Source organism: Pseudonocardia terrae (genome assembly GCF_021343995.1).
GTDB lineage: Bacteria > Actinomycetota > Actinomycetes > Mycobacteriales > Pseudonocardiaceae > Pseudonocardia > Pseudonocardia terrae.
The window spans coordinates 21,977-48,571 of sequence record NZ_JAJTTE010000029.1 but is presented as its reverse complement, the minus strand read 5'-3'; the positions used below and the strand labels follow the sequence as shown (position 1 = coordinate 48,571).

Here is a 26,595-nt window from a genome sequence, read left to right as displayed (position 1 = left end):
GCCACGGTGGACAACCTCCCGCAGATCGTCTCCGTCCTCGGGGACGGCATACCCGAGACCGTGATCGCGACGCTCGGGGGCGTCCTGCTGACGATCGTGCTGTCGTTCGGCGCGGGCCTGCTGCTGCTCTCGCCGTCGCGCACGGCGCGGGGCGTGACCCGGGTGTACGTGGAGGGCTTCCGCGGCACGTCCGAGGTGGTCCAGCTGTTCTGGATCTACTTCGTACTGCCCGTGCTGGTGGGCTTCCAGCTGCTGCCGCTCTTCGCCGGCATCGTGGTGCTGGGGCTCAACCACGGGGCGTACGGCGCCGAGATCGTGCGCGGCGCCATCCAGTCCGTGCCGCGGGCCCAGTACGAGGGTGCGATAGCGCTCAGCCTGTCGCCGGCGCAGCGGATGCGGCGCGTGATCTTCCCGCAGGCCTTCGTGGAGATGCTGCCGCCCTTCAACAACCTGTTCATCCAGCTGCTGAAGTCGACGGCGATCCTCGCCCTGATCACCGTGCCCGAGGTGACCCGCCAGGCCCGGGAGGTGCTGATCCCGAACTACGGCTCGGACACGCTGCTGATCTTCGGCGTGACGTTCGTGATCTACCTGATCCTCGCCGCCCTGATCACCCTCGGCATGCGCCTGCTGGAGCGCGCGGCCTCGGCGCGGCTGGGCCGCCGGCCCTCCCGCGCGGCGCGGCTGGCGGCGAAGGCCACCGCGGGGGTGGCGTCCTGATGCCGCTCTGGGACTGGAACTACGCGTTCGACATCCTGCCCGACCTGGTCCTGGCGCTGGTCACGACGATCGAGATCACGCTGCTCGGCTCGGTGGTCGCGCTCCTGCTCGGGCTGGTGTTCGCGGTGCTGCGACGGCTGCACATCCCCGTGCTCGACCAGGTGTTGTGGGCCTTCATCGAGGTCGTGCGCTCGACCCCGCTGCTGGTGCAGGTCTTCTTCCTGTTCTTCGTGCTGCCCCAGTTCGGGATCACCCTCAGCGCGTTCGTGGTCGGCGTCGTCGGGCTCGGGATCCACTACGCGACCTACACCTCCGAGGTGTACCGCGCGGGCATCGACGCGATCCCGAAGGGGCAGTGGGAGGCGTGCACGGCACTGTCCCTGCCGCGCCTGCGGGTGTGGACCGGCGTCATCCTGCCCCAGGCGGTCCCGCGCGTGCTGCCGGCGCTGGGCAACTACGTGATCTCCATGTTCAAGGAGGTCCCGCTGCTGCTGGCGATCGGCGTGGTCGAGGTCGTCAACGAGGCCCGCGAGATCGGTTCCCTGACCTTCCGCTACACCGAGCCCTACACCATCGCCGGCCTGTTGTTCCTGCTGCTGAGCTACCCGGCGTCCATGCTGGTCCGACGACTGGAGCGCCGCCGTGCCGCCGCCTGACACCACCGAGTCGACGACCGAGCCGATGACCGAGCCGACGACCGAGCCGATGATCGTGTTCGACGGCGTGGAGAAGCGCTTCGGCACGAACGTCGTGCTCAAGGACCTGAGCTTCACCGTGGCGCCGGGCGAGCACGTCACGCTGATCGGCCCGTCCGGCTCGGGCAAGACGACGATCCTGCGCCTGCTCATGACCCTGGAGCAGCTCGACGAGGGCACGATCTCGGTGGGCGGACGCTACCTCTCCCACGAGCTGCGCAGCGGCACGCTGGGCCCGCCGCGGGAGAAGTACCTGCGCGACGTCCGCAAGCACATCGGGATGGTCTTCCAGCAGTTCAACCTGTTCCCGAACATGACGGTGCGCGGCAACCTGGTCGAGGGCCCGACGCGGGTGCTCGGGCTCTCGAAGGACGAGGCGAACTCGCGCGCCGAGGAGCTGCTGGACCTCGTGGGGCTGAAGGAGAAGATCGACGCGCACCCGACCCAGCTCTCGGGTGGGCAGCAGCAGCGTGTGGCGATCGCCCGGGCGCTGGCCATGCGGCCGGACGTCCTGCTCCTCGACGAGGTGACCTCGGCGCTGGACCCCGAGCTCGTCACCGGGGTGCTGAAGCTGTTGCAGGACATCGGCGACACCACCGACATCACGATCCTCTGCGTGACCCACGAGATGGGCTTCGCGCGGGACTTCTCGGACCGCGTGATGATGTTCGACGGTGGTCGGGTGCTGGAGGACGCGCCCCCGGACAAGCTCTTCACGGACCCGGACCACCAACGCACCAAGGACTTCCTGCAGGCGGTACTCGACCACTGACCCGCGGGCGGCGCTCACACGCTCGGGTTGCCCGCGCAGATCGCCTCGGTGGTGAGGTCGGCGGGCGGGACGTTCTCGGCGCCGAACCCGAAGGGCCGCACGACGTCGAGCCAGCGACCCGAGGCCTGCAGCTCGGCCAGGCCGGCGTCGAAGGCCGTGCGCAGGTCGGCGTCACCGGGGCGGAAGGCGAAGGCGCCCACCGGGTAGCTCCGCCGGCCGTCGCCGTCGACCGTCGCGGCGACGCCCGGGGTGACCTGCAGCGGCGTGCCCGGGTTGCGGGCCAGCTCGTCGAGCAGCGAGATGCGGGTCAGGGCGGCGGCGGGGACTTCTCCGCCCGCGACGGCCCGGAACAGGGTGCTCTGCCCGTCGTAGGTGCGGACCGCCTCCGCCGGGACGCCGGCCGAGAGCGCGTACTCCTGCTCCGCCGACCCGGTCAGCACGCCGAGGGTGATGCCCGCACGTCGCACGCCGTCGAAGGTCCGGATGCCGTGCGGGTTGCCCGCCGGGACGAGGAAGGCCACGGGGGCCAGGAAGTCCGGGCGGGAGAACGCGACGCGCGCGCAGCGTTTCGGGGTGATCGTGGTGCCTGCGGCGACGATGTCGAACTGCTCGGCCAGCAGGCCGTCGAGCAGGCCGGCGAAGGGGACCTGGATCGCCTCGATCCCGCCGACCCCGAGCCCGGCGAGGACGGCCCGTGCCACCTCGGGTCCCTCACCGGTGACCGAGCCGTCGGCGGCCGAGAAGCCGTAGGGGCGCTCGCCGGCGATCCCGATGCGGGCCACGCCGTCGGCCCGCATGCGCTCCAGTGCCGAGGCCGCGCGCGACCCACAGCCCGCCAGCGCGGCGGCGCCCCCGAGCGCGGCCGCCCCGGCGAGCAGCGATCGTCGGGAGACCAGGTGCATCGCGCCGAAGACTAGTGGGCGGTCAATCCGGCCAGACGGGGTGCCGCTTCTCGAGGAACGACGCCATGCCCTCCTTCGCCCCTGCGGACTGCGACATCGCGGCCATGACCTCGACGGCGATCGCGTAGGCGTCGGCCTCCGGGCGGTCGAGCTGCGCGTAGAGCGTCTGCTTGCCGACCTCCTTGCCGAACCGGCTGCCGCGGGTCGCGCGGGCGAGCAGCGCCTCGGTCCGGGCGTCGAGCTCGGCGTCGGGCACGACGTAGTTGACCAGGCCCCAGTCGGCGGCGGTGCGGGCGTCGATCGGGTCGCCGGTCAGGGCCAGCTCCATCAGCCGCTTGCGGCCGACGTTGCGCGCCACCGGGACCGCCGGGGTGTGGCAGAACCAGCCGCCCTTGCCGCCGGGCAGCGCGAAGGCGGCGGACTCGGCCGCGACGGCGAGGTCGCACGTGGCGACGAGCTGGCAGCCGGCCGCCGTCGCGATCGCCTGCACCTTCGCGACCACCACCTGCGGCACCGCCTGGATGGTCTGCATCAGCTCGGTGCACAGGGTGAGCAGCTCGCGGACGCCCTTGAGGTCCCGCGCGGCGACGTCGGCGAAGTCGTGCCCCGCCGAGAAGGCCTTGCCCTCGGCCCCGAGCACGATCCCGGTCGCGGCGCTGCTGCCGGCGGTCTCGAAGGCGTCGAGCAGCTCGCGGAGGTGGTCCTCGGAGAGGGCGTTGCGGCGCTCCGGCCGGTTCATCGTGATGCGGACGGTCTCCCCGTCCTCCTTGACCAGGAGGTGCTCGTAACCCATGGGTTCACGGTAGCTGGACGACCGGGGGTAAGGGGTCTACCGTGACCGCATGACCGGATCGGCACTTTCAGTCACCGGGTCAACGGGGGCCGAGTCACGGGAGGACCGGCTCCTCGACGCCGCGGCCGATCTGCTGGTCCGGTGGGGCTACCAGCGCGTGACGATCGACGAGGTCGCCCGCCGGGCAGGGATCGGGAAGGGCACGGTCTACCTGCACTTCCGCACCAAGGAGGCGCTGTTCCTCGCCGTCCTGATGCGCAGCCACCGCACCGTGACCGCGGGCATGGCGGACCGGATGGAGGCCGATCCCGCCGAGGCGCTGCCCGCGCGGGCCGTCCGCTCGATCTACCGCGAACTGCTCGACGACCCGGTCACCCGGCCGCTCTACCTCGGCGACCCGGAGGTGCTGGGCCGGCTCGCGCACGAGGCGGCCGAGGCGCTGGGCGGCCTCACGGCCCGGCGCACCGAGGTGGGCCGGCGCTGGTTCTCGCTCGTGCGCGAGGCGGGCCGGATGCCCACCGACCTGCCGATCGACGCGCAGATGCACCTGTTCTCCGCCGTCACGACCGGCTTCTTCTTCCTCGACGGCATGCCGTCCACACCGGGTCCCACCGACCCGGACGCGCGTGCCGACCTGCTCGAACACGCCCTGCGGAGCGCCCTGGAGATCCCGGGCGCACCGCTCACGCGCGAGTGCGCGGCGGAGTGCGCCGCGCTCTTCCGCTCACTGCTCGACGACATGCCCACCCTGAGCGAAACCAGGTGACCACCATGGCCGTGCTCGACGCACCCGCCCTCACCGACCCGGAGCTCCTCGCCGACCCCTGGAACGCGTTCGGCCGCCTGCGCGAGCAGGCACCCGTGTTGCGCAGCCGGTTCGGGCTGGGTGGGGACGAGACGCCGCTCTGGCTCGTGACCCGCTACGCCGACGTCCGCGCCGTGCTGGGCGACCCGCGGTTCGTGAACGACCCCGCGGACGTCGCGGGTGGCCGGGACCCGCGCAAGGAGCTGATGGCCGCCATCGGGATCACGCCCGATCTCGCGGAGTACATGACCCGGAGCGTGATCGACGCCGACGGCGCCGACCACACGCGGCTGCGCAAGCTCGTCTCCCGGGCGTTCACGGTGCGCCGCGTCGGCGACCTGCGGCCGCGCGTCGAGGAGATCACCGCGGGGTTGCTCGAGGAGCTGGCGGTCGCGGAGCAGCCGGTCGACCTCGTCGAGGCCTACGCCTACCCGCTGCCCATCACGGTGATCTGCGAGCTCGTCGGGATCCCGGAGGCGGACCGGCCGAACTGGCACGTCTGGGGCCGGGAGCTGGTCTCGGCCGACCCCGAGCGCGTCCCCGGGGCCCTCCGGGCGACCGTGGACCACATCCACGACCTGGTCGCCCGGCGCCGCGCCGAGCCGGCCGACGACCTGCTCGGTGCCATGCTGCGCGCCCAGGAGGAGGACGGGGACCGGCTGTCGGAGTTCGAGCTGGTCACGATGGTCCTCTCCCTGGTCTTCGCGGGGCACGAGACGACCGCGCACCTGATCGCGAACTCGGTGGCCGCCCTGCTGAGCCACCCCGGCCAGCTGGCCCGGCTGCAGGCCGAGCCCGACCTGTGGCCGAGCGCGGTCAACGAGCTCATGCGCCTGTGGGGCCCGGTCAGCCTGGTCCGCGTGCGGTACGCGACCGAACCGGTCGAGATCGGCGGGGTGCAGATCCCGGCCGGCGCCGCCGTACAGCCGGTCCTGCTGTCCGCCAACGGCGACCCGCGCGAGTTCGACGACCCGGAGACGATCGACGTCGGGCGGCGGGCCGAGCGGGGCGAGGGGCACGTCGGGTTCGGCCACGGCGCGCACTACTGCCTCGGCGCCGCCCTGGCCCGGCAGGAGGGCGAGGTGGCGCTGCGGGCGTTGTTCACCCGGTTCCCGTCGCTCGAGCTCGCCGTGCCGCCGGAGGAGCTGGTGTGGCAGCCGGTCCCGGGCTCCCGCCGCCTGACCGCCCTCCCCGTCCGCCTCTGACACCGGCGCACCAAGGAGCCATAACGCGATCTCAGGCCGTCCCTGTGCGCGTCATGGTTCCATGACGCGATTCGAGAGCCTGAGCCAGCGCGTCATGGTTCCACAACGCGACCTCACAGCGTCGGTTCGTGCGTCATGGCTCCACACTGCGGTGTCAGGGTCGGCGGTCGCGGAGCTGCAGCAGTTGGTAGGCCGCGATGGACTGGGCGTCGGTGATCTCGCCGCCCGCGATCATGGCCTCGAACTCGGTGATCGTGAACCACGCCTGCCGCATGTCCTGCTCGGTGTGCTCGCGCTGCGCCTCGCCCTCGGTGAGGTCGGTGGCGAGGTAGACATGGCCGCGCTGGCTGGACATGCCGGGGGCGACGTCGAGCGTGCCGATCTTCTCCATCCGGCCCGCCCGCAGCCCGGTCTCCTCGACCAGCTCGCGCACGGCCAGCTCGGCGGGGTCCTGGGCGGCGCGGTCGGGCGCGGTGCCCGCCGGGAACTCCCAGCGCCGCAGACCGATCGGGTAGCGGAACTGCTCCACGAGGTGCAGCCGGTCGCCGTCGCGGGGGATCACCAGGGCGTAGGTGGGCTTGTCGATGACGCCGTAGACGCCGTCCGAGCCGTCGGGGCGGCGGACGGCGTCCTCGCGGACGGTCATCCAGTTGTTCGCGTAGACCTGCCGGGTCGAGAGGGTCTCCACACGGTCAGCCTCCCACCTGCGACGATCGAGCCGTGCGCGCGTCCCGGCTGATGGCCCTGCTCTTCGTGCTGCAGCGGCGCCGCGCGGCCACGGCGGCCGAGCTGGCCGCGGAGCTCGAGGTGTCCGAACGGACGATCTACCGGGACGTCGCCTCGCTGAGCGAGGTGGGCGTGCCGATCTGGACCGAGCCCGGGCCGGGCGGCGGGATCCGGCTCGTCGACGGCTGGCGGACCCGGCTCGACGGGCTGACCTCCCGCGAGGCCGCGGCCATGCTCACCCTGGGCGCGCCGCAGCTGCTCGCCGAGCTCGGCCTCGGCACCGCGCTGGCCGGGGCCCAGGCGAAGATCCTCGCGACGCTGCCGGAGGAGCTGCGCGCCCACGCTCGCGTCGTCGCCGAACGGGTGCACCTCGACGCCCCGGGCTGGTTCCAGAACCCCGCCGAGGTCACCCACCTCGCCGTGCTCGCCGAGGCGCTGTGGGAGCAGCGCCGGGTCCGGATCGCCTACGGACCGCACGCAGGATCGAGGGTCGGCTCCGCAAGCTCCGCCTCCGTGCACCGCGAGGTCGAGCCGCTCGGGCTCGTGCTCAAGGCCGGCGTCTGGTACCTCGTGGCCGGGGTCGACGGCGACGTCCGCACCTACCGGGCCGCCCGGATCGCCGAGGCCGTGCCGCTCGACGCGACCTTCGCACGGCCGGAGGACTTCGACCTGCCGGCGTGGTGGGCGGAGTCGGCCGCCCGGTTCGCCGCGGCGATGCTGCGGGAGAAGGTGCGGATCCGGGTCTCGCCGGCCGGGTTGCGAGGGCTGCCGCACGTCACCGATCCGGACGCCGCGCACGCCGCCGTCGCCGCCGCCGGCGAGCCCGACGACGACGGCTGGCGTGAGGTGCTGCTCGACGTCGAGTCGCTGCAGGTCGCCGCCGGGCAGCTCGTCGCGCTGGGCGGGGAGGTGGAGGCGCTGGAGCCGCCGGAGCTGCGGGCGCGACTCGCCGAGCACGGGCGGGCGCTGGCCGAGCGCAACGCACCTCTAGGGTGACGGCCCGTGCGCCTCGTCATCGCCCGCTGCCAGGTGGACTACGTCGGCCGGCTCACCGCACACCTGCCGATGGCCCCGCGGCTGCTGCTGGTCAAGGCCGACGGATCGGTCAGCGTGCACGCCGACGACCGCGCCTACAAGCCGCTCAACTGGATGAGCCCGCCGTGCTGGCTCAGCGAGGAACCGGGTGTCTGGACGGTCCGCAACAAGGCCGACGAGTCGCTGGTCATCACCATCGACGAGGTGCTCCACGACTCTTCGCACGAGCTGGGCGTGGACCCTGGCCTGGTGAAGGACGGCGTCGAGGCGCACCTGCAGGAGCTGCTGGCGGCGCACCCGGAGACCTTCGGCGAGGGCTGGACGCTGGTCCGCCGCGAGTACATGACGGCGATCGGCCCGGTCGACCTGCTCTGCCGCGACACCGCGGGCGGGCACGTGGCGGTGGAGGTCAAGCGGCGCGGGGAGATCGACGGCGTCGAGCAGCTGACCCGCTACCTGGAGCTGATGAACCGCGACCCGCTGCTCGGGCCGGTGGCCGGGGTGTTCGCGGCACAGCAGATCAAGCCGCAGGCGCGCACCCTCGCCGAGGACCGCGGCATCCGCTGCGTGACCGTGGACTACGACGCGCTACGGGGCCTCGACCCGAAGGACCTCCGCCTCTTCTGAGGTCTCCTCGTAGGGCGGGACCAGCGCCCCACGCAGCTGGAGCAGCGTGAAGTCGCGGAGGTCGCCCGCGGTCGAGTCCGGCCGGGTCAGGACCTGCAGGAGCAGGGCGTTGGTGTGGTAGCGGGCGGTCCGGTCGGCGTCGAGGTCCAGCCCGAGCACGTCGGAGGCGTGCCGCAGCGCCGTCTCCAGGATCAGCGGGATCTGTGCGATCACGCGGACGTCATCCGGACCGTGGGGCGGCCCGTCGCTGCGGATCGCGTCCTCCTGCAGCGCCGCGAACAGGGCGAACGTGAGCGTACGCCGGGCCGTCAACATCAGGACCATCTCGCCGACGGCGACCCGGACGATCTCGTGCGCCTGCGCGCCGGCGACGATCCGGTCCTTCACCCGCGCGACGGCCTCGGCGATGCGCGGCGCGAAGAGGTGCCCGATCAGGGCGTGCTTGCTGCCGAAGTGGTTGTAGCAGGTGGCGGTGGCGACGCCGGCCCGCGCGGCGACCTCGGTGATCCGGGTGCCCTGCCAGCCCTGGGCCGAGAACAGCTCCTCGGCGGCGCGCAGGATGGCCCGGCGCGTCTCCGCGTTGCGCTCCTCGCGCCGCCCGGGCCGCCTCTCGGTCATCGCCGGAGGTTAGCCCAGCGCATTCGCGTTGTGGAGTACCTGGAACGCGTTATAGGTTTCCCCTCCGCGCGGGTTCACCGGGACCCGTGTCCCGAGCGCGGACCGAGGGCGCGGCCCTGTGCGGAGGAGGGGTCCGCGCAGCGCCGCGTCCCGTCCCGGACCCGGCCGTCGGCGATGGTCCGCCCGGGTCGCCGGAGGCACACGCGGCCCCTCGCGCCCGCCCTACCCTGACCGACGTGACCGCCAGCACCGAGGCTCCGGCCAGCACCAGCACCGACACCTTCGACTCGCTCGACCCGCGGACCGGCGAGGTCGTCGGCACCCACCCGGTCCACGGCGAGGCCGACGTGCTCGCCGCGGTCGCCCGGGCCGAGGAGGCCGCGCGGTGGTGGCGGGGGCTCGGCTTCAGCGGCCGCCGCGAGCGCCTGCTGGCCTGGAAGAAGGCGCTGGTCGCGCGGCTGGACGAGGTCGCGGGCGTGGTCGCCGCCGAGACCGGCAAGCCCCTCGACGACGCCCGGCTCGAGCTCGTGCTCGCCGTGGACCACGTCGACTGGGCAGCCAAGCACGCGAAGAAGACGCTTGGCCGGCGGAAGGTGTCGCCGGGCATGCTGGGCGCCAACCAGTCCGCCACGCTGGGCTACCCGCCGATCGGGGTCGTGGGCGTGATCGGGCCGTGGAACTACCCGGTGTTCACCCCGATGGGCTCGATCGCCTACGCGCTGGCCGCGGGCAACGCCGTCGTGTTCAAGCCGAGCGAGCTCACCCCGGGCGTCGGCGCGATCCTCGCCCGCACCCTCGCCGACGCCGTGCCGGAGACGGTGCTGCTGGAGGTGGTGACCGGGTTCGGCGAGACGGGCGCGGCGCTCTGCCGCGCCCCGGGCGTCGGCAAGATCGCCTTCACCGGCTCGACGGCCACCGGCAAGCGGGTCATGGCCTCCTGCGCCGAGACCCTCACCCCGGTCCTCATCGAGTGCGGTGGCAAGGACGCGCTGATCGTCGACGCGGGCGCCGACGTCGAGGCCGCCGCCGACGCCGCGGTGTGGGGCGGGATGTCCAACGCCGGCCAGACGTGCGTCGGTGTCGAGCGGGTGTACGTCGTCGAGTCCGTCGCCGAGGAGTTCACGGCGGCGCTCGTGGCCAAGGCACGGGCGCTGCGGGCGGGCACCCAGTTCGGCCCGATGACGATGGCGTCGCAGACCGAGGTCGTCCGCCGGCACGTGCGCGACGCGCTGGAGAAGGGCGGCCGGGCGGTCGTCGGTGGCGAGGACTCGGTGCGGCCGCCGTTCGTGGAGCCGGTCGTGATCGTCGACGTGCCGGAGGACTCCTCCGCCGTCACCGAGGAGACCTTCGGCCCGCTGGTCGTCGTCAACCGGGTTCCGGACGTCGCCGAGGCGGTCCGGCGGGCCAACGGCACCGGCTACGGCCTGGGCGCCAGCGTGTTCACCGGCTCGGCGAAGGAGGGCGAGCGGATCGCCGAGAGCCTGCGCTGCGGCATGGTGAGCGTCAACGGTGTGATCGCCTTCGCGGGCATCCCGTCGCTGCCGTTCGGCGGGGTCGGCGACTCGGGCTTCGGACGCATCCACGGCGAGGACGGCCTGCGTGAGTTCACCCGCCCCCAGGCGGTGGCCCGGCAGCGGTTCGCGCTGCCCGTCCCGGTCACCAGCTTCACCCGCACCGCCACGCACATGGGCACCCTGATGGGGCTCGTCCGGGCACGTCACGGCCGGTAGACCCTCCGTCCGGAGGGGTGTTCCCGGCCTCATGCGTGGGTTACCAAACAACGGGGGATGAGAGGATTACCGCTCGGTAGAGACCCTCGAGGCAGCGGGAGGTAACGGCGTGGCACGCGAGTTCCGGACGGTCGGTGTGGTCGGCCTGGGCACGATGGGTGCGGGCATCGTGGAGGTGTTCGCCCGCAACGGCCTGGACGTGATCGCCGCCGAGGTGGACGCGGCCGCCGTCGAGCGCGGGAAGGCGCACCTGGAGACCTCGACGAAGCGGGCGATCGAGCGCGGCAAGCTCACCGAGGAGCAGGCGGGCGAGCTGCTCGGCCGGATCACCACGACCACGTCGCTGGCCGACCTGGCCCCGTGCGACCTCGTCGTCGAGGCGGTCCCGGAGTCGCTGCAGCTCAAGGCGTCGGTGTTCGCCGAGGTGGACAAGCACGTCGGCCCGGAGACGATCCTGGCGTCGAACACGTCGTCGCTGTCGGTCACCGAGCTGTCCGTGCGCACCGCCCGCCCGGGCAAGGTCGTCGGGATGCACTTCTTCAACCCGGCGCCGGTGCAGAAGCTGGTCGAGCTGGTGCGCACGGTCGTCACCGAGCCGGACGTGGTCGAGGACCTCCAGGCCTTCGCCGCCACGCTGGACAAGGTGCCGGTCGTGATCGGCGACCGCGCCGGGTTCATCGCCAACGCGCTGCTCTTCGGCTACCTCAACCATGCCGCGCGGATGTACGAGTCGCGCTACGCGAGCCGCGAGGACCTCGACGCCGCCATGCGCTACGGCTGCGGCTACCCGATGGGCCCGCTCGCGCTGCTCGACCTCATCGGCCTCGACACCGCGTACGAGATCCTCGAGACGATGTACGCGCAGTCGCGCAACCTCATGCACGCCCCGGCGCCGGTCTTCAAGCAGATGATCACCGCGGGCCTGCTGGGCCGGAAGAGCGGCCGCGGCTTCTACACCTACGAGAAGCCGCACAGCAGCAAGATCGTGCCCGACGCGCTGACCCCGGGCTCCGTCGTCCCCGAGGACGTCCCGACGCGCGAGGTCCAGCGGGTCGGCGTGGTCGGCACGGGCACCATGGCCAGCGGCATCGTCCAGGTGTTCGCGCAGGCCGGGTTCGACGTGGTGGTCCGGGGGCGCAGCGACTCGAAGGTCGAGGCGTCGATCGGCGGCATCCGCAAGGCGCTGGACAAGGCCGTGGTGCGCGGCAGGCTCACCGAGGAGGAGCGGGACGCCACGCTCGGCCGGATCACCGGCACCACCTCGCTGGAGGACTTCGCCGACGTCGACCTCGTCGTCGAGGCCATCGCCGAGGAGCTCGAGGTCAAGCGGGCCGTGTTCGGCGCGCTCGACGAGATCTGCAAGCCGGGCGCGATCCTGGCGACCACGACGTCGTCGCTGCCGGTGGTGGAGTGCGCCGCGGCGACCCAGCGCCCCGCCGACGTGATCGGGCTGCACTTCTTCAACCCGGCGCCGGTGATGAAGCTGGTCGAGGTGGTGTCCACGATCAGCACCGCGCCGGAGGTGGCGGCCACCGCGCTGGCGCTCTGCCAGAAGCTCACGAAGGTGCCGGTGTCCTGCGGGGACCGGGCCGGGTTCATCGTCAACGCGCTGCTGTTCCCGTACCTGAACGACGCGGTGAAGATGCTGGAGGCGCACTACGCCACGGCGGACGACATCGACGCGGCCATGAAGACGGGCTGTGCGCTGCCGATGGGGCCGTTCGAGCTGCTCGACGTGGTCGGCCTGGACGTGTCGCTCGCCATCGAGAAGTCGCTGTTCTCCGAGTTCCGCCAGTCCGGCTTCGCCCCCGCCCCGCTGCTCGAGCACCTGGTCACGGCCGGCCGGCTCGGCCGCAAGACCGGGCAGGGCTTCCGGGACTACACCGCACGCTGAGCTGTGACCCCGCCCGGCGCCGCGCACGCGACGGTGCCGGGGCGGTTACGGTCGGACACATGGCACGCGGTCGACGGCCCCGCCCCTCGGAACGGGGGCGGGGTCGTCCCGTGTCCGCACCCCTGTCGTCGGGGATCGTCACCCGCGCGGAGTCGGGGCCCGACGGCGAGTGGGCCGTCCGGCACGTCCCCGGCGGGTCGTCGGTGAAGGACTACCGCTGCCCGGGCTGCGACCAGCTCATTCCCGCCGGCGTCGGGCACGTGGTGACCTGGCCGACGGGGGAGTGGGGCGGCGTCGAGGATCGCCGCCACTGGCATCTGCCGTGCTGGAACGCGCGCGGCCGCCGGCGCCCGGGCGTGCGCCGCCCCCGCTGACGGGCACGCTTCCTCCGCCTCGCACACGGCATCGACGCGCCGCACAGACGCTCTCGCGCGTGTGCGGTACGTCGAATGCGTGCGGGTCAGGCGCGCGCCGCGGCCGGGTGGGGGCGCGGGCGGCGGGACTGCTCGCTCGCCTGCGCGGGCACGGCGGCCCCGTCCGACGGCGCCCCGTCCGTGTGCCCGCCGTCCGTGTGCCGGCCGTCCGTGTGCCGGCCGTCCGTCCCGCTCTCGTCGGCGAGCGGGCCCAGGGCCGCCAGGTCCGCGACGAGTGCGGCGCGGGCGTGCGCGAGCTGCTCGGCGACCCGGCCGCGCAGGTCCGTGAGCTCGGCGACCCGGCGCTCGGCCTCGCGGACGAGCCGGTCGGCCTCGGCGCGGGCGTCGGCGACGATCCGTGCGGCCTGCTCGTCGGCGGTGCTGCGGGTGGTGCGGGCGTACTCGTCCGCCTCGGCGCGCAGCCGGGCGGTCTCCTGCTCGGTCGCCGTGCGCTCGGCCCGTAGCGCCTCGAGGGTCTCGGTGCGCCGCTGGTCCATCGCGATCCGGAAGTCCTCCTGGACCTGGTCGCGCTCGGCGGCGGCCGCCGCGGTCGCGGCGGTGATCGCCGCGTCGGACTCGGCACGGCGCTTCGCGATCGCCTCGTCGTTCGCGAGCTTGTCCTGCGCGGCCTGCGCCTGCAGGGCCTTCGCCTCGGCGACGATCCGCTCCGCCTCGTTCCGGGCGTCGGCGAGCAGCGCCTCGCGGCGGCGCTCCGCGTCCGTCCGGCGCTCGGCCAGCTCCTGGTCGCACTCGGCGCGCAGCCGGGTCACCTCGGCGTCGGTCTGCGTGCGCGTCTCGGCGACCTCGTCCTCGGCCAGCCGGAGCATCGAACGCATCCGCTCGCTCAGGCCCTGGACGCTGTCCGGCGGCCCCGACAGTCGGCGCACCTGCTGGCGCGTCGACTCCAGCCGGCCGCGGGTCTCGTCGAGCTCCCGGGTCAGCCGGGTCACCTGGGTGACGGCGGCGTCCCGGTCCGCGGCGAGCAGCCGGACGTCGGCGTCGATCCGGTGCAGGTGCCCGTCGACCTGCTCCTGGTCGTAGCCGCGGCGGACGACCCGGAAGCCGGCTGTGGGCTGGTCACCGGCGTCGGGACGAGGGTTCTCCGGTTCACCGACCATGAGCGTCACCGTACCGGGCTACCGCGTTTCGCAGAGCGTCACGCGCGCCTCTGCGTGGGCTCCGTCACCCGTCCGGGCGTGGGCCGATCTGCGTCCCGCGCTGCGACATCCGCAGTACGGCCCCCTCACGCTCGATCGTGCGCCCGCCCGCCGCACTGTGGCTCCCCAACGGCACGCCGACCCCGGGCTCCGAGTGCGGTGTGGCTCCACAACGCACCGGGACGGGATCCGGGAGTGCGTTGTGGAGCCATTCGTGCCGAACGGGCCGGATCAGACGCCGCGGAAGCGGTTGATCGCGTCGAGGTGCTTGGCCCGCTTCTCCGGGTTCGTCACGCCGAGGCCCTCCTCGGGGGCGAGGGCGAGGACGCCGACCTTGCCCTGGTGGGCGTTCTGGTGGACGTCGTACGCCGCTTGTCCGGTGTCGGCCAGCGGGTAGACCTTGGAGACGGTCGGGTGGACGAGGCCCTTGTCGATCAGCCGGTTCGCCTCCCACGCCTCGCGGTAGTTCGCGAAGTGCGAGCCCACGATCCGCTTGAGGTTCATCCAGAGGTACCGGTTGTCGTACTCGTGCATGTAGCCCGACGTCGACGCGCAGGTCACGATCGTGCCGCCCTTGCGCGCCACGTAGACCGACGCGCCGAAGGTCTCCCGGCCCGGGTGCTCGAAGACGATGTCCGGGTCGTCGCCGCCGGTGAGCTCGCGGATCCTGGCCCCGAAGCGCTTCCACTCCTTCGGGTCCTGGGTCTGCGGGTCCTTCCAGAACCGGTAGCCCTCGGCGTTGCGGTCGATGACCAGCTCGGCACCCATGGCCCGGCAGATCTCCGCCTTCTCCGGCGAGGAGACGACGCAGACCGGGGTGGCGCCGCCGTTGAGCGCGAACTGGGTGGCGTACGAGCCGAGCCCGCCGCTCGCACCCCAGATCAGGACGGTGTCGCCCTGCTTCATGTCGGCGCCGTTGCGGGAGACCAGCTGGCGGTACGCGGTGGAGTTGACCAGGCCGGGGCTCGCCGCCTCCTCCCAGGTCAGGTGCTCGGGCTTGGGCATGAGCTGGTTGGACTTGACCAGCGCGAGCTGTGCGAGCCCGCCGAAGTTGGTCTCGAAGCCCCAGATCCGCTGCTGCGGGTCCATCATCGTGTCGCCGTGCCCGTCCGGGCTCTCCAGCTCGACGGACAGGCAGTGCGCGACGACCCGGTCACCGGGCTTCCACGCGTTGACCCCGGGCCCCGTCTTCAGCACGACGCCGGCCAGGTCGGACCCCACGATGTGGTACGGCAGGTCGTGCCGCTTGGCCAGCTCGGACTCGCGCCCGTAGCGCTTGAGGAAGCCGAAGGTGGACACCGGCTCGAAGATCGAGGTCCACACGGTGTTGTAGTTGATCGCGCTGGCCATCACGGCCACGATCGCCTCGCCCGGGCCGAGCTCGGGCGTCGGCACCGTGTCCAGGTGCAGGCTCTTGCGCGGGTCCTTGTCGCGGGTGGCGATGCCGTCGAACATCTCCGTCTCGTCGGCGTGGACCGTCATCGCCTGGTAGTGGTCCGGCACTGACAGCCCGCCCACGGCGTCGAAACGCTCGGCGAGAATGGCGTCGAGGATCTCCTGCACGGCCTGGCCTCCGGTGGCATGAGTCGTGTGTCTTGCTTGGGATACCGATCAGTTACCGCTCAGTATGGTACCCGAGGCATTGTGGCCGTGCGCTGCTCCGATAGGGCCGATCGTGACGCAGCCCACCGACTGGATCAATGAAGCAGCCCCTCCGGCCGGGCGGGAACTGCCTGATCGGAGGGGCTGCGGAAGACCGGATCGGCAGGACCCGGAGCTCGGTGCCGGCCTCGGAGCCGGCCTCAGTGCGCGCCGGCCGCCGGCTCCACGAGCTCGACGAGCACGCCGCCGGCGTCTTTCGGGTGCACGAAGTTGATGCGCGAGTCGGCCGTGCCGCGGCGCGGCTCCGGGTAGAGCAGGCGCAGGCCCTTGGCCTCGAGCGCCTCCATCGCGGCCTCGATGTCGGTCACCCGGTAGGCGAGCTGCTGCAGGCCGGGCCCGTTGCGGTCGAGGAACTTCGCGATCGTGGAGTCCGGGCGCAGCGGGGCCAGCAGCTGGATGCGCGTCGCGGAGGCGGGGTCGGTGCCGGGCGCCGCCAGCATCGCCTCGCGGACGCCCTGCTCCTCGTTGACCTCCTCGTGCGTGTTCACCAGCCCGAACACGTCGTGGTACCAGGCGATCGCCTCGTCGAGGTCCGCCACCGCGATGCCGACGTGGTCGATCTGCGTCAGCAGGGATCCGAGCGCGCCGTGGGCCGATTCCGTCTGTGCCGTCATGCCCCGGAATGTAATGCTCGGTGCCGGGCCCGACGCCGTGTGTGGCTGCTCACCCCCTCCGTTCGGCCCGTCTCCCGGCCTGTGACCGGCGGGTATCGTCCGTGCCGATTCCCGTGTGCCAACGCAGTTGCTGGAGGTCGTCGTGGCGCAGTCCGTGATCGTCGCTGGTTCCCGAACGCCGGTGGGCCGGCTGCTCGGATCGCTCAAGGGGTTCTCGGGCGCGCAGCTCGGCGGAATCGCGATCAAGGGCGCCCTGGAGAAGGCCGGGGTGGCCCCCGAGCAGGTCCAGTACGTGATCATGGGTCAGGTGCTCACCGCCGGCGCCGGCCAGATCCCCGCCCGCCAGGCCGCCGTCGCCGCCGGCATCCCGATGGACGTCCCGGCGCTGACCGTCAACAAGGTCTGCCTGTCGGGCATCGACGCCATCGCCCTGGCCGACCAGCTCATCCGCGCCGGCGAGTTCGACATCGTGGTCGCGGGCGGGCAGGAGTCGATGACGCAGGCACCGCACCTGCTGCCGAAGTCCCGCGAGGGCGTGAAGTTCGGCGACACCGCACTGATCGACAGCATGTCCTACGACGGCCTGTTCTGTGCCTTCGACCAGGTCGCGATGGGTGCGTCGACGGAGAAGCACAACAGTCGCTACGACGTCACCCGCGAGGACCAGGACGCCTTCGCCGCCCGGTCGCACCAGCTGGCCGCCGCGGCCGTGAAGAACGGCGTGTTCGACGAGGAGATCACCCCCGTCGAGATCCCGCAGCGCAAGGGCGACCCGATCGTCTTCTCGCAGGACGAGGGCGTCCGCGCCGAGACCACCGGGGAGAGCCTGGCCAAGCTGCGCCCGGCCTTCGCCGCGGACGGCACGATCACCGCGGGGTCGTCGTCGCAGATCAGCGACGGCGCGTGCGCGGTCGTGGTGATGAGCAAGGCGAAGGCCGAGGAGCTGGGCCTGAGCTGGCTGGCCGAGATCGGCGCGCACGGCGTGGTCGCCGGGCCGGACACGAGCCTGCACGAGCAGCCGGCCAACGCCATCGCCAAGGCCTGCGCCAAGGACGGCATCGACCCCAAGGAGCTCGACCTCGTCGAGATCAACGAGGCGTTCGCCGCGGTCGGCCTGGTCTCCTCGCGCAAGCTCGGCCTCGACGAGGAGAAGGTCAACGTCAACGGCGGCGCGATCGCCCTCGGCCACCCGATCGGCATGTCCGGTGCCCGGATCACCCTGCACCTGGCGCTGGAGCTCAAGCGCCGCGGCGGCGGCGTCGGCGTGGCCGCGCTGTGCGGCGGCGGCGGGCAGGGCGACGCGCTGATCCTCCGCGTCCCGGCCTGATCCCTTGGCCCAGCAGTCCCCGCAGGAGCTGGTCGACCGCGCGCTGGAGGGCCAGCAGCGCGCGGTCGCCCGGCTGATCTCCCTCGTCGAGAGCGGCTCGAAGGACCTGCCGGAGGTCGCCGCGCTGCTCGCCCCGCACACGGGGCGGGCGCAGGTCGTGGGCCTGACCGGCTCGCCGGGCGTCGGCAAGTCCACCACCACGTCGGCGCTGGTCACCGCGTTCCGGGAGCAGGGCAAGCGGGTCGGCGTGCTCGCGGTCGACCCGTCGTCGCCCTTCTCCGGCGGCGCGCTGCTCGGCGACCGGGTCCGGATGGGCGACCACGCGGTCGACGAGGGCGTGTTCATCCGGTCCATGGCCACTCGCGGACACCTGGGCGGCCTGGCCTGGGCGACCCCGCAGGCCCTCCGGGTCCTCGACGCCGCGGGCTGCGACGTCGTGCTGGTCGAGACGGTCGGGGTCGGACAGTCCGAGATCGACGTCGTCTCGCTCGCGGACACCACGGTCGTGCTGCTCGCCCCCGGGATGGGGGACGGGGTGCAGGCCGCCAAGGCCGGGATCCTCGAGATCGCCGACGTGTTCGTGGTCAACAAGGCGGACCGCGACGGCGCCGGCCAGACCGTGCGTGACCTGCGCTACATGATGTCGCTCGGCGAGCGGCGGGACGCCTGGAAGCCGCCGGTGTGCCGGACGGTCGCCGCCCGCGGTGAGGGCGTCCGGAAGGTCGCGGAGGCGATCGACGAGCACCGGGCCTGGCTGGAGTCCTCCGGCGAGGGCCCGCGCCGGCGCCGCCGGCGGGCGGAGAACGAGATCGAGGCGATCGGGCTGGAGAAGGTCCGCGCGCGGCTCGGCGACGTCCGCGGCGGCGCCGCGCTCGAGACGCTGGCCGAGAAGGTCGTGGCCGGCGAGCTGGACCCCTACCGCGCCGCCGACGAGCTGCTGGACGGCCTGTAGCTCAGCGGAAGTCGCCCGACGCGGCGCGGATGCGGCCGAGCAGGTCGAACAGCTGGGACTTGCCCTGCGCGTCGAGCCCCACCAGGCCGAAGTCGACGTCCGTCACGGACTTGGTGGCCTGCTCGAGCCGCTCCAGCCCGTCGGCCGTGATCTCCACCAGCGTGGCCCGCCGGTCGGTGGGGTGCGGGGTCCGGCGCACCAGCCCGTCGGCCTGCAACCGGTCGACGATGTTCGTGACGCTGGTCGGGTGCAGCTGCAGACGCTCGCCCATCACGCGCATCGGCAGCTTCTTCGCGCGCGAGAAGCTCAGCAGCACCAGCGCCTCGTAGCGGGCGAAGGTGAGGGAGTGCGGCTTGAGCGCGGCGTCGACGGCGGAGAGCAGGATCTGCTGCACCCGCATCACGCTCGTGACGGCGGCCATGGTGTCCGAGGGGCCGATCCGCTCGGCCCAGAGCTCCGCCGCCCGGTCGATCGGGTCGAAGGGGAGCGGATCGCGCGCGGCCATGACCGCGAACGCTAGCAGGGCGGACACCCACGGCCCGAGATCATGGGGCAGGCTGGCGGCATGCTCGTAGCGTTCAGCATCGCGCCGTCCGGCAGCTCGGCCGCGGACGGCAGCGTGGGCGACGCCGTCGCCGAGGCCGTCCGCGTGGTCCGGGAGTCCGGACTGCCCAACGAGACGACGTCCATGTTCACCACCATCGAGGCCGAGACCTGGGACGAGGCGATGGCCGTGGTGGGCCGGGCGGTCGAGGCCGTGCAGGCCCGGTCCCCGCGGGTGAGCCTCGTGCTCAAGGCCGACATCCGCCCCGGGTACACCGGCCAGCTCGGCGCCAAGGTCGAGCGGATCGAGAAGGCGCTCGGCACGGATGGCTGAGCCGGAGTTCCTGCTCCTGCACGGGGCCTGGCACCGCGGGTCGAGCTGGGCGCCGCTGCAGGCGGAGCTGCGGGCCCGCGGCCGCGCGTCGGTGGCGCCGGACCTGCCCGCCGACGAGCCGGGGGCCGGCGCCGCCGAGTACGTCGCGGCGGCGCTCGCCGCGGCGCCCGCGGAGGGGCCGGTCGTGGTCGTCGGGCACTCGCTCGGCGGGCTCACCGCGCCGCTGGTCGCCGCGGAGCTCGGGGCGCGCACGCACGCCCTGGTGCTGGTCGCGGCGATGTTGCCCGAGCCCGGCCGGGCGCACAACGACCTGCTCCGCGAGGACCGCACGATCATGGCGTCCGGTCGCGGGCCGGGCCCGGAGCGCGGCCCCGGTGGCACGACGAGCTGGCCTCCCGAGGCCGCCGAGGCGTCCCTGTACGCCGGGGTGGCTGAGGAGCTGGGCGCGGCGGAGCCGGTCCGGGAGGCGATCGCGGACCTCCGCCCGCAGGCGTGGGTGATCGGCAAGGAGGTCACCCCGCTGACCGCGTGGCCGGCGGTGCGGACGGTGTCGGTGATCTGCGGGGACGACCGGATGGTGAACCCGGAGACCTCGCGCCGGCTCGCCGGCGCGCGGGGCTTCGAGGTGCGCGAGCTGCCCGGCGGGCACTTCCCGATGCTCACCCGTCCGGCCGCGCTGGCCGACCTGCTCACCGGGCTGTAGGAGCCGCCGAGAGCGCCGACGACCGGCGGGATGGTCCCGCCGGTCGTCGGTCGGCTGCTCAGGCGATGTTGAGCGTGAAGAAGAAGACGCCGACGAGGATCGCGGCGAAGCCGAGCGCCATCGCGATCTTGGCGAGCTTCGCGGTGTCCGGGTTGCGCACCGCGGCGATGCCGACCCCGATCGCGGCCAGCCCGCCGACCCAGCCGACGATCGAGATCGGGCTGGCGACCAGCGCGACGATGCCGATCACGAGCGCGACCTTGCCCAGGACCGGGCTCTGCCGGCGGGCGGTCTTCTTGCGCGCCTCCGCCAGCAGGCGGTCGGCGACGGGGTTCTCCTGGCTCATCAGATCCTCCGGTCAGGGGACGGTCCCGGCGCGGATCCGTCCGGCGGGCACGCCCGGTGACGTGCCGTCTCTTCCCCGGACTCAACGAGTGCGCGCCGTCGCTGGTGCTCCGCCGGTCCGGTGATCGGCGGTCCGCCGCCGCGAACCGCGGGTGCCCGCCACCACCGGAACGGCGCAACCTCGACCCCTGGATCCGGGATGGTCGGACGTCCTACCGTCGTGGGGAGCACGACGACGGGAGGCGCCATGACGACCCGGACCACCCCTGTGACCAGCCCGGAGGCCGCGGGCGGCGAGCACCGGGCCCGCCGGATGTGGCGGGCGTTGGAGCCGTTGCACGCGGTGACCTACTTCGCCCCGGAGGCGCGGGCGACGGGGGAGTCGCTGGGGCTGCGCGGCTTCTGGCGCGGCTACTTCGGACAGCGGGCCGCACCGCTCGGCCCGGTCCCGGCCGAGGTGGTGACCGCGCTGTTCTACAACTTCGCGCCCGGCTTCGTGGCCCGCTCGGTGCCCGAGGTCTGGTCGGTGGCCACGCCCGCGCAGCTGCTCGACGCCCGGCTCGCGGCGGTCGACGCCGCCCTGCGCCGCGCCCTCGGCGACGTCGGCTCCGCGGAGGTCGCGGAGGCGGCCGAGCTGGCCCGCGCGGCCGCGGCCGCGGCGTCGACGGCCGGCCGGGCCCTCGCCGCGGCCAACGCCGCCCTGCCCTGGCCCGACGCGCCGCACCTCGTCCTGTGGCAGGCGCAGACGATCCTGCGCGAGCAGCGCGGCGACGGGCACGTCGCCGCCCTGGTCGCCGCCGGGATCGACCCCGTCGAGGCGCTGGTGGTGTTCGCGGGCGCCCAGGACCTGGCCGGCGACTGGCTGCGCGAGCGGCGCGGCTGGACCGTCGAGGAGTGGGAGGCCGCGCGGGCCCGGCTCGCCGACCGGGGACTCGTCGAGCCGGGCGCCGGGGAGACCGTCGCCGACACCGTGCTGACCGAGGCCGGCCGGCGGCTGTGCGCCGAGGTCGAGGCGCGTACGGACGCCCTCGCCGACGAGGCCTGGCGGGCCCTCGGTGACGCGCGCGCCGAGCGCCTGGTCGCCCTGGCCGGGCCCCTGGTGGAGCGGGTCCTCGCGGCGGGCGACTTCCTCGAGCGCAACCCGATGGGCATGCGACCGCTGGTGTCGGCCGGCTCCGGCTGATCCCCGGCGCGCCGGTGGGGCGGGCGACGGGCGGGGCGGATGAGGATCGTGCCAGGATGGACGGCGTGTCGCGACCCGATCCTCGTCAGGCAGCTCAGACGGCGGCCCTGTCGTCCGCGTTGGCGGGCGCCGTCGATCTCTCCGCGCTGAAGGCCCGCTCCGAGGCCGCGGCCCGCCAGCAGGCCGCGGCCGCGCAAGGCGGTGCCCCCGGTGGGGCCCCGGCGGGTTCGCCGGGCGGCGGCCGGTACGTCGTCGAGGTCACCGAGCAGACCTTCCAGCAGGACGTGCTGGAGGCGTCCCTGCAGGTGCCGGTGATCGTCGACCTCTGGGCCACCTGGTGCGAGCCGTGCAAGCAGCTCTCGCCGGTCCTGGAGCGGCTGGCGAACGCCAGCGGCGGCGCCTGGATCCTCGCGAAGGTCGACGTCGACGCGAACCAGCGGATCGCCCAGGCCTTCGGTGTGCAGTCGATCCCGATGGTGGTCGCGGTCGTCGCCGGCCAGCCGGTCGACGCGTTCCAGGGAGCCCTGCCCGAGCCGCAGGTCAAGGACTGGATCGCGCGGATCCTCGACGCCCTGCGCGACCGCATGCCCGCCATCGCCGAGGGCGAGCGCCGGGCGGCCGCGGGCGGCGACGCGGTCCCGGAGGAGGAGCCGGAGGACCCGCGCTTCATCGAGGCGGAGGACGCCCTCGAGCGCGGGGACTACGCCGAGGCCGAGGCCGCTTACCAGCGGATCCTCGACCAGGAGCCGGCCAACGAGATGGCGCAGGCCGCGCTCTCCCAGGTCCGCTTCCTGGCCCGCGCCGAGGCGGCCGACCCGTCGGCCATCGACCGGGCCGACGCCGCGCCCGACGACGTCGACGCCCAGCTCGCCGCCGCCGACGCCGAGGTGGCCCAGGACCGGGCGGAGTCGGCCTTCCAGCGGCTGGTCGCCGCCGTCGGCCGGACCTTCGGCGACGACCGGGAGAAGGTGCGCAGCCACCTCGTCGGGCTGTTCGAGCTGTTCCCCGCGGACGACCCGCGGGTGAGCACCGCCCGTCGCGCCCTGGCCCGCGCGCTCTTCTGAGCGCGAGGCGCGCGGCCGGGCGCGGGCCCGGCCGACTACGGTCGGCAGCCGTGTCGACGACCAGCCCGCAGCCCGTCGCCGATCCGCCGCGGCCCCCGGCCCGGCGGTGGCCGGCGGCCCGCGTCGGCGCCGTCGTGCTGGCGGTGGCGGCGCTCGCGCTGACCGCCGTCCTGCACGCCACGCACCACAACTGGCTGGTCCTCGGCCTGTCCTCGACGGACATGCGCGAGCTGCACGCCGACTTCGACACCTTCTGGCACTCCGCCGTCGCGTTGACCCAGGGCGGCGACATCTACGCGACGCCGGCGAAGCTGCGCAACCTCAACCCCCCGGTGCTGAGCCTGCTGCTCGCGCCGCTCGCGGGGCTCGACGTGGTCGTGGCATACCGGGTGTTCGCCGCCCTCACCCTGGTGTTGATCGCCGGCGCGGTGCTGCTGGTGTGCCGCGAGCTGCGGCTGTCGTGGTGGTGGACGGCGGGCGCCACGCTGGCGATGCTCGCGTCCTCCCCGCTGCACGGCACGCTCTACCTGGGCCAGATCTACGGGATGCTCCTGGTCGGGCTGGTCGCGGGGTGGCTCGCCGAGCGCCGCGGGCACCCGCTGCTCGCCGCCGCGCTCTACGGCGTCACCGTCGCGCTCAAGCCCTCGCTCGCCCCGGTCCTGCTGCTCCCGGCCGTGCAGCAGCGCTGGCGGCCCTTCTGGGCGGGGATCGGCGGCGCGGTCGTCGCCACGCTCGTGGGGGCGCTGGCGGCCGGGCCGTCGAGCGCCCTGGAGTGGCTGCGGATCGGGTTCGGCGAGCCGGTGCCCGACGTGCTGGACAACGCCGCGTTGCCCGGCGAGGCGGTGCGGCTCGGCCTGCCGTCGGCCGTCGGGACGGTGCTCGGCGCGGTCGTCCTGATCGGGACGCTGGTGTGGCTGGCACGCCGCACCCGGACGGGCGCGGCGGACCCCGCCGGCACCGCGCCGTGGGCCGTGCTCGCCGCGAGCCTGCTGATGTCGCCGATCTCTTGGCACAACTACTTGCTACTGCTGTGGCCGGGCGTGCTCGCCGTGGTGGCGGTGTCGGCCGCGGGGAGTGCGCGCCGGGCCTGGGTGGCCGCGCTGCTGGCGCTGCCGCTGATCCCGGTCTCGTGGGGCGACCTCTGGGCGCCCGACGACCCGTGGACGCCGGTGGGCCGCAGCCTCTACTGCGCCATCCTGCTGGCCTACTGGATCACGCTGCTCACGAGCGCCGACCGCAGTACGGAACCATAACGCTCCAAATCCCGGCTCCTGATCGCATTATGGTTCCATAACGCGGAAAAGGAGCCGGGTGAGCCGCGTTATGGAACCATACGGCAGCGGTCAGATGTCCCGGACGTCCTCGTCGGCCGGGCCGATCTCCTTCTGCACACCCCGCATCAGGTCCGGGGTGTGCGCGGCGCCCGCGGGCGGCGCCTCGACGGCCGGCTCGGTCGCGGCGGACCGGGCGGGCCGCTTCGGGTGCACCGGGCCGCCGGTCTCCTCCGGGACCAGCCACAGCACGCCCGACGGGGGCAGCCGCAGCACGGCCGACGCGGGCCGCCCGTGCCACGCGGACCGCTCCGCCTCGACCGTGCCCAGGTTGCCCACCCCGGAGCCGCCGTAGTTCTCCGCGTCGGTGTTGACGAGCTCGCGCCAGCGGCCGGCGAACGGCAGGCCCACGCGGTAGTTCTCCTTCGGCTGGCCGGAGAAGTTCGCGATGCAGGCCAGGACCGCCGGGCGGCCGTCGTGGTCGGTGCCCTGCCGCAGGAAGCTCAGCACGTTGCCGGCGGCGTCGTTGGCGTCGATCCACGAGAAGCCCTCGGGCGAGTGGTCCGCGGTCCACAGCGCCGGGTGCTCGCGGTAGGTGCGGTTGAGGTCGCCGACGAGGCTCTTGATGCCGCCGTGCAGCTGGTCGGCGAGCAGGTCCCAGTCGAGCGAGCGCTCCTCGGACCACTCGCGGACCTGGCCGAACTCCTGGCCCATGAACAGCAGCTGCTTGCCCGGGTGCGCCCACATGAAGGCGAGCAGCGCGCGGACTCCCGCGGCCTTGTTCCAGTCGTCGCCCGGCATCCGGGTCCACAGCGAGCCCTTGCCGTGCACGACCTCGTCGTGGCTGATCGGCAGGACGTAGTTCTCGCTGAACGCGTACATCAGCGAGAAGGTCATCTGGTTGTGGTGGTAGCTGCGGTGCACGGGGTCGCGCCCGACGTAGTCGAGCGTGTCGTGCATCCAGCCCATGTTCCACTTGAACCCGAAGCCGAGCCCGCCCATGTAGGTGGGCCGCGTGACGCCCGGCCACGCGGTGGACTCCTCGGCGATCGTGACGACGCCGGGGTGCTCCCGGTAGACCGTCGCGTTCATCTCCTGCAGGAAGGAGACGGCCTCGAGGTTCTCCCGGCCGCCGTACTGGTTCGGCAGCCACTGGCCGTCCGGGCGGGAGTAGTCGAGGTAGAGCATCGAGGCCACGGCGTCGACCCGCAGGCCGTCGATGTGGAACTCGTCGAGCCAGTACAGCGCGTTGGCGACCAGGAAGTTGCGCACCTCGCGGCGGCCGAAGTCGAACACGAGCGTGCCCCAGTCCGGCTGTTCGCCGCGGCGCGGGTCCGCGTGCTCGTAGAGCGGCGAGCCGTCGAACCGGGCCAGCGCCCACTCGTCGCGCGGGAAGTGCGCGGGCACCCAGTCGACGATCACGCCGTAGCCGTGCCGGTGGAGCGTGTCGACGAAGTACCGGAAGTCGTCCGGGGTGCCGAAGCGGGAGGTCGGCGCGTAGTAGCCGGAGACCTGGTAGCCCCAGGAGCCGCCGAACGGGTGCTCGGCCACCGGGAGCAGCTCGACGTGCGTGAAGCCCGTCTCGCCCAGGTACTCGACGAGCTGGTCGGCGATCTCCCGGTAGCCGTTGCCCTGCCGCCACGAGCCGATGTGCAGCTCGTAGACGCTCATCGGCTCGGCGTGCGGCTGGCGGACGGCGCGGGCGGCCATCCACTCCTCGTCGCCCCACTCGTGGGCGTTCGTGGTGACCACGGACGCCGTGGCGGGCGGGACCTCGGTGGCGAACGCCAACGGGTCCGCCTTGTCGCGCCACACGCCGTCGCGGCCCAGGATCCGGTACTTGTACCGCGTCCCGACGCCCACGCCGGGCACGAAGATCTCCCAGACGCCGGCGCCGCCGAGGGAGCGCATCGGGTGCGCCCAGCCGGCCCAGCCGTCGAAGTCGCCGGTCACGCGCACGCCCTGGGCGTTGGGCGCCCAGACCGCGAAGCTGGTGCCGGTGACCTGGCCGTTCGCTGTGTCGTAGGTGCGCACGTGCGCGCCGAGCACGTCCCAGAGGCGCTCGTGGCGGCCCTCGCCGATCAGGTGGAGGTCGACCTCGCCGAGCGTCGGCAGCCAGCGGTAGGGGTCGTCCGTGACGTCGACGCGGTCGCCGTAGCGGACGCGGATCGTGTAGTCGCCGCCCGGTCCGTCGACGACGCCGGAGAACAGGCCGGCGTCGTGCACCTTGACGAGCGGGTGCGCGTCGTCGGGGTCGCCGCCCCGCAGCACCCACACCTCGTCGGCGTGCGGGCGCAGCACGCGGACGACGGTGCCGCCGCCGGCCGTCGGGTGCGCGCCCAGCACCCCGTGCGGGTTGTGGTGGGCACCGCCCAGGAGCCTGTCGGTCGTCGCCTGGTCCGGGGGGCAGGGGTCGATCGTGCGGGTGTCCTCGTGTGCCACCCGGGAACCCTATTGCGGACGCCCGGAACGTGCCCACTGTGGTCCGCCGAACGGGTTGCGGCC

General features: G+C 73.4%; 27 protein-coding genes. 17 read left to right on the top strand and 10 right to left on the bottom strand.

The genetic code is table 11. From position 1 onward, the window contains the following. Positions 1–6: 6 nt before the first annotated feature. The 3 genes from ehuC to LWC33_RS19935 are packed head-to-tail and all read left to right on the top strand — an operon-like array spanning position 7 to position 2,187. Positions 7–720 carry an ectoine/hydroxyectoine ABC transporter permease subunit EhuC gene (gene ehuC, locus LWC33_RS19945; RefSeq protein ID WP_233305931.1) on the top strand — a complete coding sequence of 238 codons (714 nt, stop codon included), beginning with the start codon at positions 7–9 and terminating at the stop codon, positions 718–720. Then, positions 720–1,376 carry an ectoine/hydroxyectoine ABC transporter permease subunit EhuD gene (ehuD, locus tag LWC33_RS19940; protein WP_233305930.1) on the top strand — a complete coding sequence of 219 codons (657 nt, stop codon included), beginning with the start codon at positions 720–722 and terminating at the stop codon, positions 1,374–1,376. Before ehuC ends, ehuD begins: the two co-directional genes overlap by 1 nt. A 49-nt stretch (positions 1,377–1,425) precedes the next feature. Continuing rightward, complete coding sequence (locus tag LWC33_RS19935; RefSeq protein WP_233305972.1) at positions 1,426–2,187, top strand: amino acid ABC transporter ATP-binding protein; 762 nt, start codon at positions 1,426–1,428, stop codon at positions 2,185–2,187. A 14-nt stretch (positions 2,188–2,201) separates the two neighbouring features. Here LWC33_RS19935 and LWC33_RS19930 read toward each other — a convergent pair whose 3' ends face one another. Both LWC33_RS19930 and LWC33_RS19925 read right to left on the bottom strand, forming a co-directional pair. Beyond that, positions 2,202–3,089 (bottom strand): transporter substrate-binding domain-containing protein, encoded by an 888-nt coding sequence (locus LWC33_RS19930; RefSeq protein WP_233305929.1) that lies wholly within the window; start codon positions 3,087–3,089, stop codon positions 2,202–2,204. A 22-nt stretch (positions 3,090–3,111) separates the two neighbouring features. Then, positions 3,112–3,882, bottom strand: coding sequence for an enoyl-CoA hydratase-related protein (locus LWC33_RS19925; protein ID WP_233305928.1), 771 nt, complete (start codon positions 3,880–3,882; stop codon positions 3,112–3,114). A gap of 49 nt (positions 3,883–3,931) precedes the next feature. On the opposite strand from LWC33_RS19925, the gene LWC33_RS19920 reads away from it, so the two are divergent. Beyond that, a complete protein-coding gene (locus LWC33_RS19920; protein WP_233305927.1) occupies positions 3,932–4,648 on the top strand; it encodes a TetR/AcrR family transcriptional regulator in 717 nt (238 codons plus the stop codon). Between the two features lie 5 nt (positions 4,649–4,653). After that, complete coding sequence (locus tag LWC33_RS19915) at positions 4,654–5,892, top strand: cytochrome P450 family protein (protein WP_233305926.1); 1,239 nt, start codon at positions 4,654–4,656, stop codon at positions 5,890–5,892. A gap of 154 nt (positions 5,893–6,046) precedes the next feature. On the opposite strand, the gene LWC33_RS19910 is transcribed toward LWC33_RS19915, so the two are convergent. Continuing rightward, positions 6,047–6,580, bottom strand: a complete 534-nt coding sequence (locus LWC33_RS19910) for an NUDIX domain-containing protein (protein WP_233305925.1) — start codon at positions 6,578–6,580, stop codon at positions 6,047–6,049. A gap of 32 nt (positions 6,581–6,612) precedes the next feature. On the opposite strand from LWC33_RS19910, the gene LWC33_RS19905 reads away from it, so the two are divergent. Further along, entirely contained in the window at positions 6,613–7,614 is a 1,002-nt protein-coding gene (locus tag LWC33_RS19905; RefSeq protein ID WP_233305924.1) for a helix-turn-helix transcriptional regulator, read from the top strand. A gap of 6 nt (positions 7,615–7,620) precedes the next feature. Then, positions 7,621–8,280 (top strand): endonuclease NucS, encoded by a 660-nt coding sequence (nucS, locus tag LWC33_RS19900; RefSeq protein WP_233305923.1) that lies wholly within the window; start codon positions 7,621–7,623, stop codon positions 8,278–8,280. On the opposite strand, the gene LWC33_RS19895 is transcribed toward nucS, so the two are convergent. Further along, complete coding sequence (locus tag LWC33_RS19895; protein ID WP_233305922.1) at positions 8,242–8,898, bottom strand: TetR/AcrR family transcriptional regulator; 657 nt, start codon at positions 8,896–8,898, stop codon at positions 8,242–8,244. The two genes, nucS and LWC33_RS19895, sit on opposite strands and share 39 nt — an antisense overlap. A gap of 236 nt (positions 8,899–9,134) precedes the next feature. Here LWC33_RS19895 and LWC33_RS19890 point away from each other — a divergent pair, with 236 nt between their 5' ends. The 3 genes from LWC33_RS19890 to LWC33_RS19880 all read left to right on the top strand — a co-directional run bounded on the left by LWC33_RS19890 (position 9,135) and on the right by LWC33_RS19880 (position 12,896). Then, positions 9,135–10,628, top strand: coding sequence for an aldehyde dehydrogenase family protein (locus LWC33_RS19890; RefSeq protein ID WP_233305921.1), 1,494 nt, complete (start codon positions 9,135–9,137; stop codon positions 10,626–10,628). 109 nt (positions 10,629–10,737) lie between these two features. Continuing rightward, positions 10,738–12,522, top strand: coding sequence for a 3-hydroxyacyl-CoA dehydrogenase family protein (locus LWC33_RS19885; RefSeq protein ID WP_233305920.1), 1,785 nt, complete (start codon positions 10,738–10,740; stop codon positions 12,520–12,522). A gap of 110 nt (positions 12,523–12,632) precedes the next feature. After that, positions 12,633–12,896, top strand: coding sequence for an Rv1322 family protein (locus LWC33_RS19880; RefSeq protein ID WP_372476656.1), 264 nt, complete (start codon positions 12,633–12,635; stop codon positions 12,894–12,896). Between the two features lie 86 nt (positions 12,897–12,982). On the opposite strand, the gene LWC33_RS19875 is transcribed toward LWC33_RS19880, so the two are convergent. The 3 genes from LWC33_RS19875 to mce form a co-directional block, all read right to left on the bottom strand. Next, complete coding sequence (locus tag LWC33_RS19875; RefSeq protein WP_233305918.1) at positions 12,983–14,053, bottom strand: coiled-coil domain-containing protein; 1,071 nt, start codon at positions 14,051–14,053, stop codon at positions 12,983–12,985. Positions 14,054–14,323: 270 nt separating this feature from the next. Continuing rightward, positions 14,324–15,655 (bottom strand): crotonyl-CoA carboxylase/reductase, encoded by a 1,332-nt coding sequence (gene ccrA / locus LWC33_RS19870; RefSeq protein WP_233305917.1) that lies wholly within the window; start codon positions 15,653–15,655, stop codon positions 14,324–14,326. A 239-nt stretch (positions 15,656–15,894) separates the two neighbouring features. Then, positions 15,895–16,368: a methylmalonyl-CoA epimerase gene (mce, locus tag LWC33_RS19865; protein ID WP_233305916.1), complete on the bottom strand. Its 474-nt coding sequence runs from the start codon at positions 16,366–16,368 to the stop codon at positions 15,895–15,897. Between the two features lie 142 nt (positions 16,369–16,510). Here mce and LWC33_RS19860 point away from each other — a divergent pair, with 142 nt between their 5' ends. Both LWC33_RS19860 and meaB read left to right on the top strand, forming a co-directional pair. Then, positions 16,511–17,695, top strand: coding sequence for an acetyl-CoA C-acetyltransferase (locus tag LWC33_RS19860; RefSeq protein ID WP_233305971.1), 1,185 nt, complete (start codon positions 16,511–16,513; stop codon positions 17,693–17,695). A 4-nt stretch (positions 17,696–17,699) separates the two neighbouring features. Then, positions 17,700–18,647, top strand: coding sequence for a methylmalonyl Co-A mutase-associated GTPase MeaB (meaB, locus tag LWC33_RS19855; RefSeq protein ID WP_233305915.1), 948 nt, complete (start codon positions 17,700–17,702; stop codon positions 18,645–18,647). 1 nt (position 18,648) lies between these two features. Here the strand turns inward: meaB and LWC33_RS19850 are convergent, their stop codons facing one another. Then, positions 18,649–19,152, bottom strand: a complete 504-nt coding sequence (locus LWC33_RS19850) for a MarR family winged helix-turn-helix transcriptional regulator (protein WP_233305914.1) — start codon at positions 19,150–19,152, stop codon at positions 18,649–18,651. Positions 19,153–19,212: 60 nt separating this feature from the next. Between LWC33_RS19850 and LWC33_RS19845 the strand changes: the two genes are divergently transcribed. After that, complete coding sequence (locus LWC33_RS19845; protein ID WP_233305913.1) at positions 19,213–19,524, top strand: thiamine-binding protein; 312 nt, start codon at positions 19,213–19,215, stop codon at positions 19,522–19,524. Next, entirely contained in the window at positions 19,517–20,227 is a 711-nt protein-coding gene (locus LWC33_RS19840) for an alpha/beta fold hydrolase (RefSeq protein WP_233305912.1), read from the top strand. The genes LWC33_RS19845 and LWC33_RS19840 overlap by 8 nt, the downstream gene beginning before the upstream one ends. A gap of 58 nt (positions 20,228–20,285) precedes the next feature. On the opposite strand, the gene LWC33_RS19835 is transcribed toward LWC33_RS19840, so the two are convergent. Next, entirely contained in the window at positions 20,286–20,573 is a 288-nt protein-coding gene (locus LWC33_RS19835) for a hypothetical protein (RefSeq protein WP_233305911.1), read from the bottom strand. Between the two features lie 246 nt (positions 20,574–20,819). On the opposite strand from LWC33_RS19835, the gene LWC33_RS19830 reads away from it, so the two are divergent. Genes LWC33_RS19830 through LWC33_RS19820 form a run of 3 tightly spaced genes read left to right on the top strand, consistent with a single transcriptional unit; the run spans position 20,820 to position 24,072 of the window. Beyond that, positions 20,820–21,755 (top strand): SCO6745 family protein, encoded by a 936-nt coding sequence (locus LWC33_RS19830; protein WP_233305910.1) that lies wholly within the window; start codon positions 20,820–20,822, stop codon positions 21,753–21,755. A 56-nt stretch (positions 21,756–21,811) separates the two neighbouring features. After that, positions 21,812–22,819 (top strand): tetratricopeptide repeat protein, encoded by a 1,008-nt coding sequence (locus LWC33_RS19825; protein WP_233305909.1) that lies wholly within the window; start codon positions 21,812–21,814, stop codon positions 22,817–22,819. A gap of 50 nt (positions 22,820–22,869) precedes the next feature. Further along, positions 22,870–24,072, top strand: coding sequence for a glycosyltransferase family 87 protein (locus tag LWC33_RS19820; RefSeq protein ID WP_233305908.1), 1,203 nt, complete (start codon positions 22,870–22,872; stop codon positions 24,070–24,072). A gap of 90 nt (positions 24,073–24,162) precedes the next feature. On the opposite strand, the gene glgB is transcribed toward LWC33_RS19820, so the two are convergent. Beyond that, positions 24,163–26,532: a 1,4-alpha-glucan branching protein GlgB gene (gene glgB, locus LWC33_RS19815; RefSeq protein ID WP_233305907.1), complete on the bottom strand. Its 2,370-nt coding sequence runs from the start codon at positions 26,530–26,532 to the stop codon at positions 24,163–24,165. Positions 26,533–26,595 lie beyond the last annotated feature (63 nt).

What these genes read in the sequence shown, in the direction of transcription:
- ehuD (WP_233305930.1), top strand. Translation starts at nt 720, where the DNA reads ATGCCGCTCTGGGACTGGAACTACGCGTTCGACATCCTGCCCGACCTG.
- LWC33_RS19935 (WP_233305972.1), top strand. Translation starts at nt 1,426, where the DNA reads ATGATCGTGTTCGACGGCGTGGAGAAGCGCTTCGGCACGAACGTCGTG.
- LWC33_RS19930 (WP_233305929.1), bottom strand. Translation starts at nt 3,089, where the DNA reads ATGCACCTGGTCTCCCGACGATCGCTGCTCGCCGGGGCGGCCGCGCTC.
- LWC33_RS19925 (WP_233305928.1), bottom strand. Translation starts at nt 3,882, where the DNA reads ATGGGTTACGAGCACCTCCTGGTCAAGGAGGACGGGGAGACCGTCCGC.
- LWC33_RS19920 (WP_233305927.1), top strand. Translation starts at nt 3,932, where the DNA reads ATGACCGGATCGGCACTTTCAGTCACCGGGTCAACGGGGGCCGAGTCA.
- LWC33_RS19915 (WP_233305926.1), top strand. Translation starts at nt 4,654, where the DNA reads ATGGCCGTGCTCGACGCACCCGCCCTCACCGACCCGGAGCTCCTCGCC.
- LWC33_RS19895 (WP_233305922.1), bottom strand. Translation starts at nt 8,898, where the DNA reads ATGACCGAGAGGCGGCCCGGGCGGCGCGAGGAGCGCAACGCGGAGACG.
- LWC33_RS19875 (WP_233305918.1), bottom strand. Translation starts at nt 14,053, where the DNA reads ATGGTCGGTGAACCGGAGAACCCTCGTCCCGACGCCGGTGACCAGCCC.
- mce (WP_233305916.1), bottom strand. Translation starts at nt 16,368, where the DNA reads ATGACGGCACAGACGGAATCGGCCCACGGCGCGCTCGGATCCCTGCTG.
- LWC33_RS19850 (WP_233305914.1), bottom strand. Translation starts at nt 19,152, where the DNA reads ATGGCCGCGCGCGATCCGCTCCCCTTCGACCCGATCGACCGGGCGGCG.
- LWC33_RS19845 (WP_233305913.1), top strand. Translation starts at nt 19,213, where the DNA reads ATGCTCGTAGCGTTCAGCATCGCGCCGTCCGGCAGCTCGGCCGCGGAC.
- LWC33_RS19840 (WP_233305912.1), top strand. Translation starts at nt 19,517, where the DNA reads ATGGCTGAGCCGGAGTTCCTGCTCCTGCACGGGGCCTGGCACCGCGGG.
- LWC33_RS19835 (WP_233305911.1), bottom strand. Translation starts at nt 20,573, where the DNA reads ATGAGCCAGGAGAACCCCGTCGCCGACCGCCTGCTGGCGGAGGCGCGC.
- LWC33_RS19830 (WP_233305910.1), top strand. Translation starts at nt 20,820, where the DNA reads ATGACGACCCGGACCACCCCTGTGACCAGCCCGGAGGCCGCGGGCGGC.
- LWC33_RS19825 (WP_233305909.1), top strand. Translation starts at nt 21,812, where the DNA reads ATGGACGGCGTGTCGCGACCCGATCCTCGTCAGGCAGCTCAGACGGCG.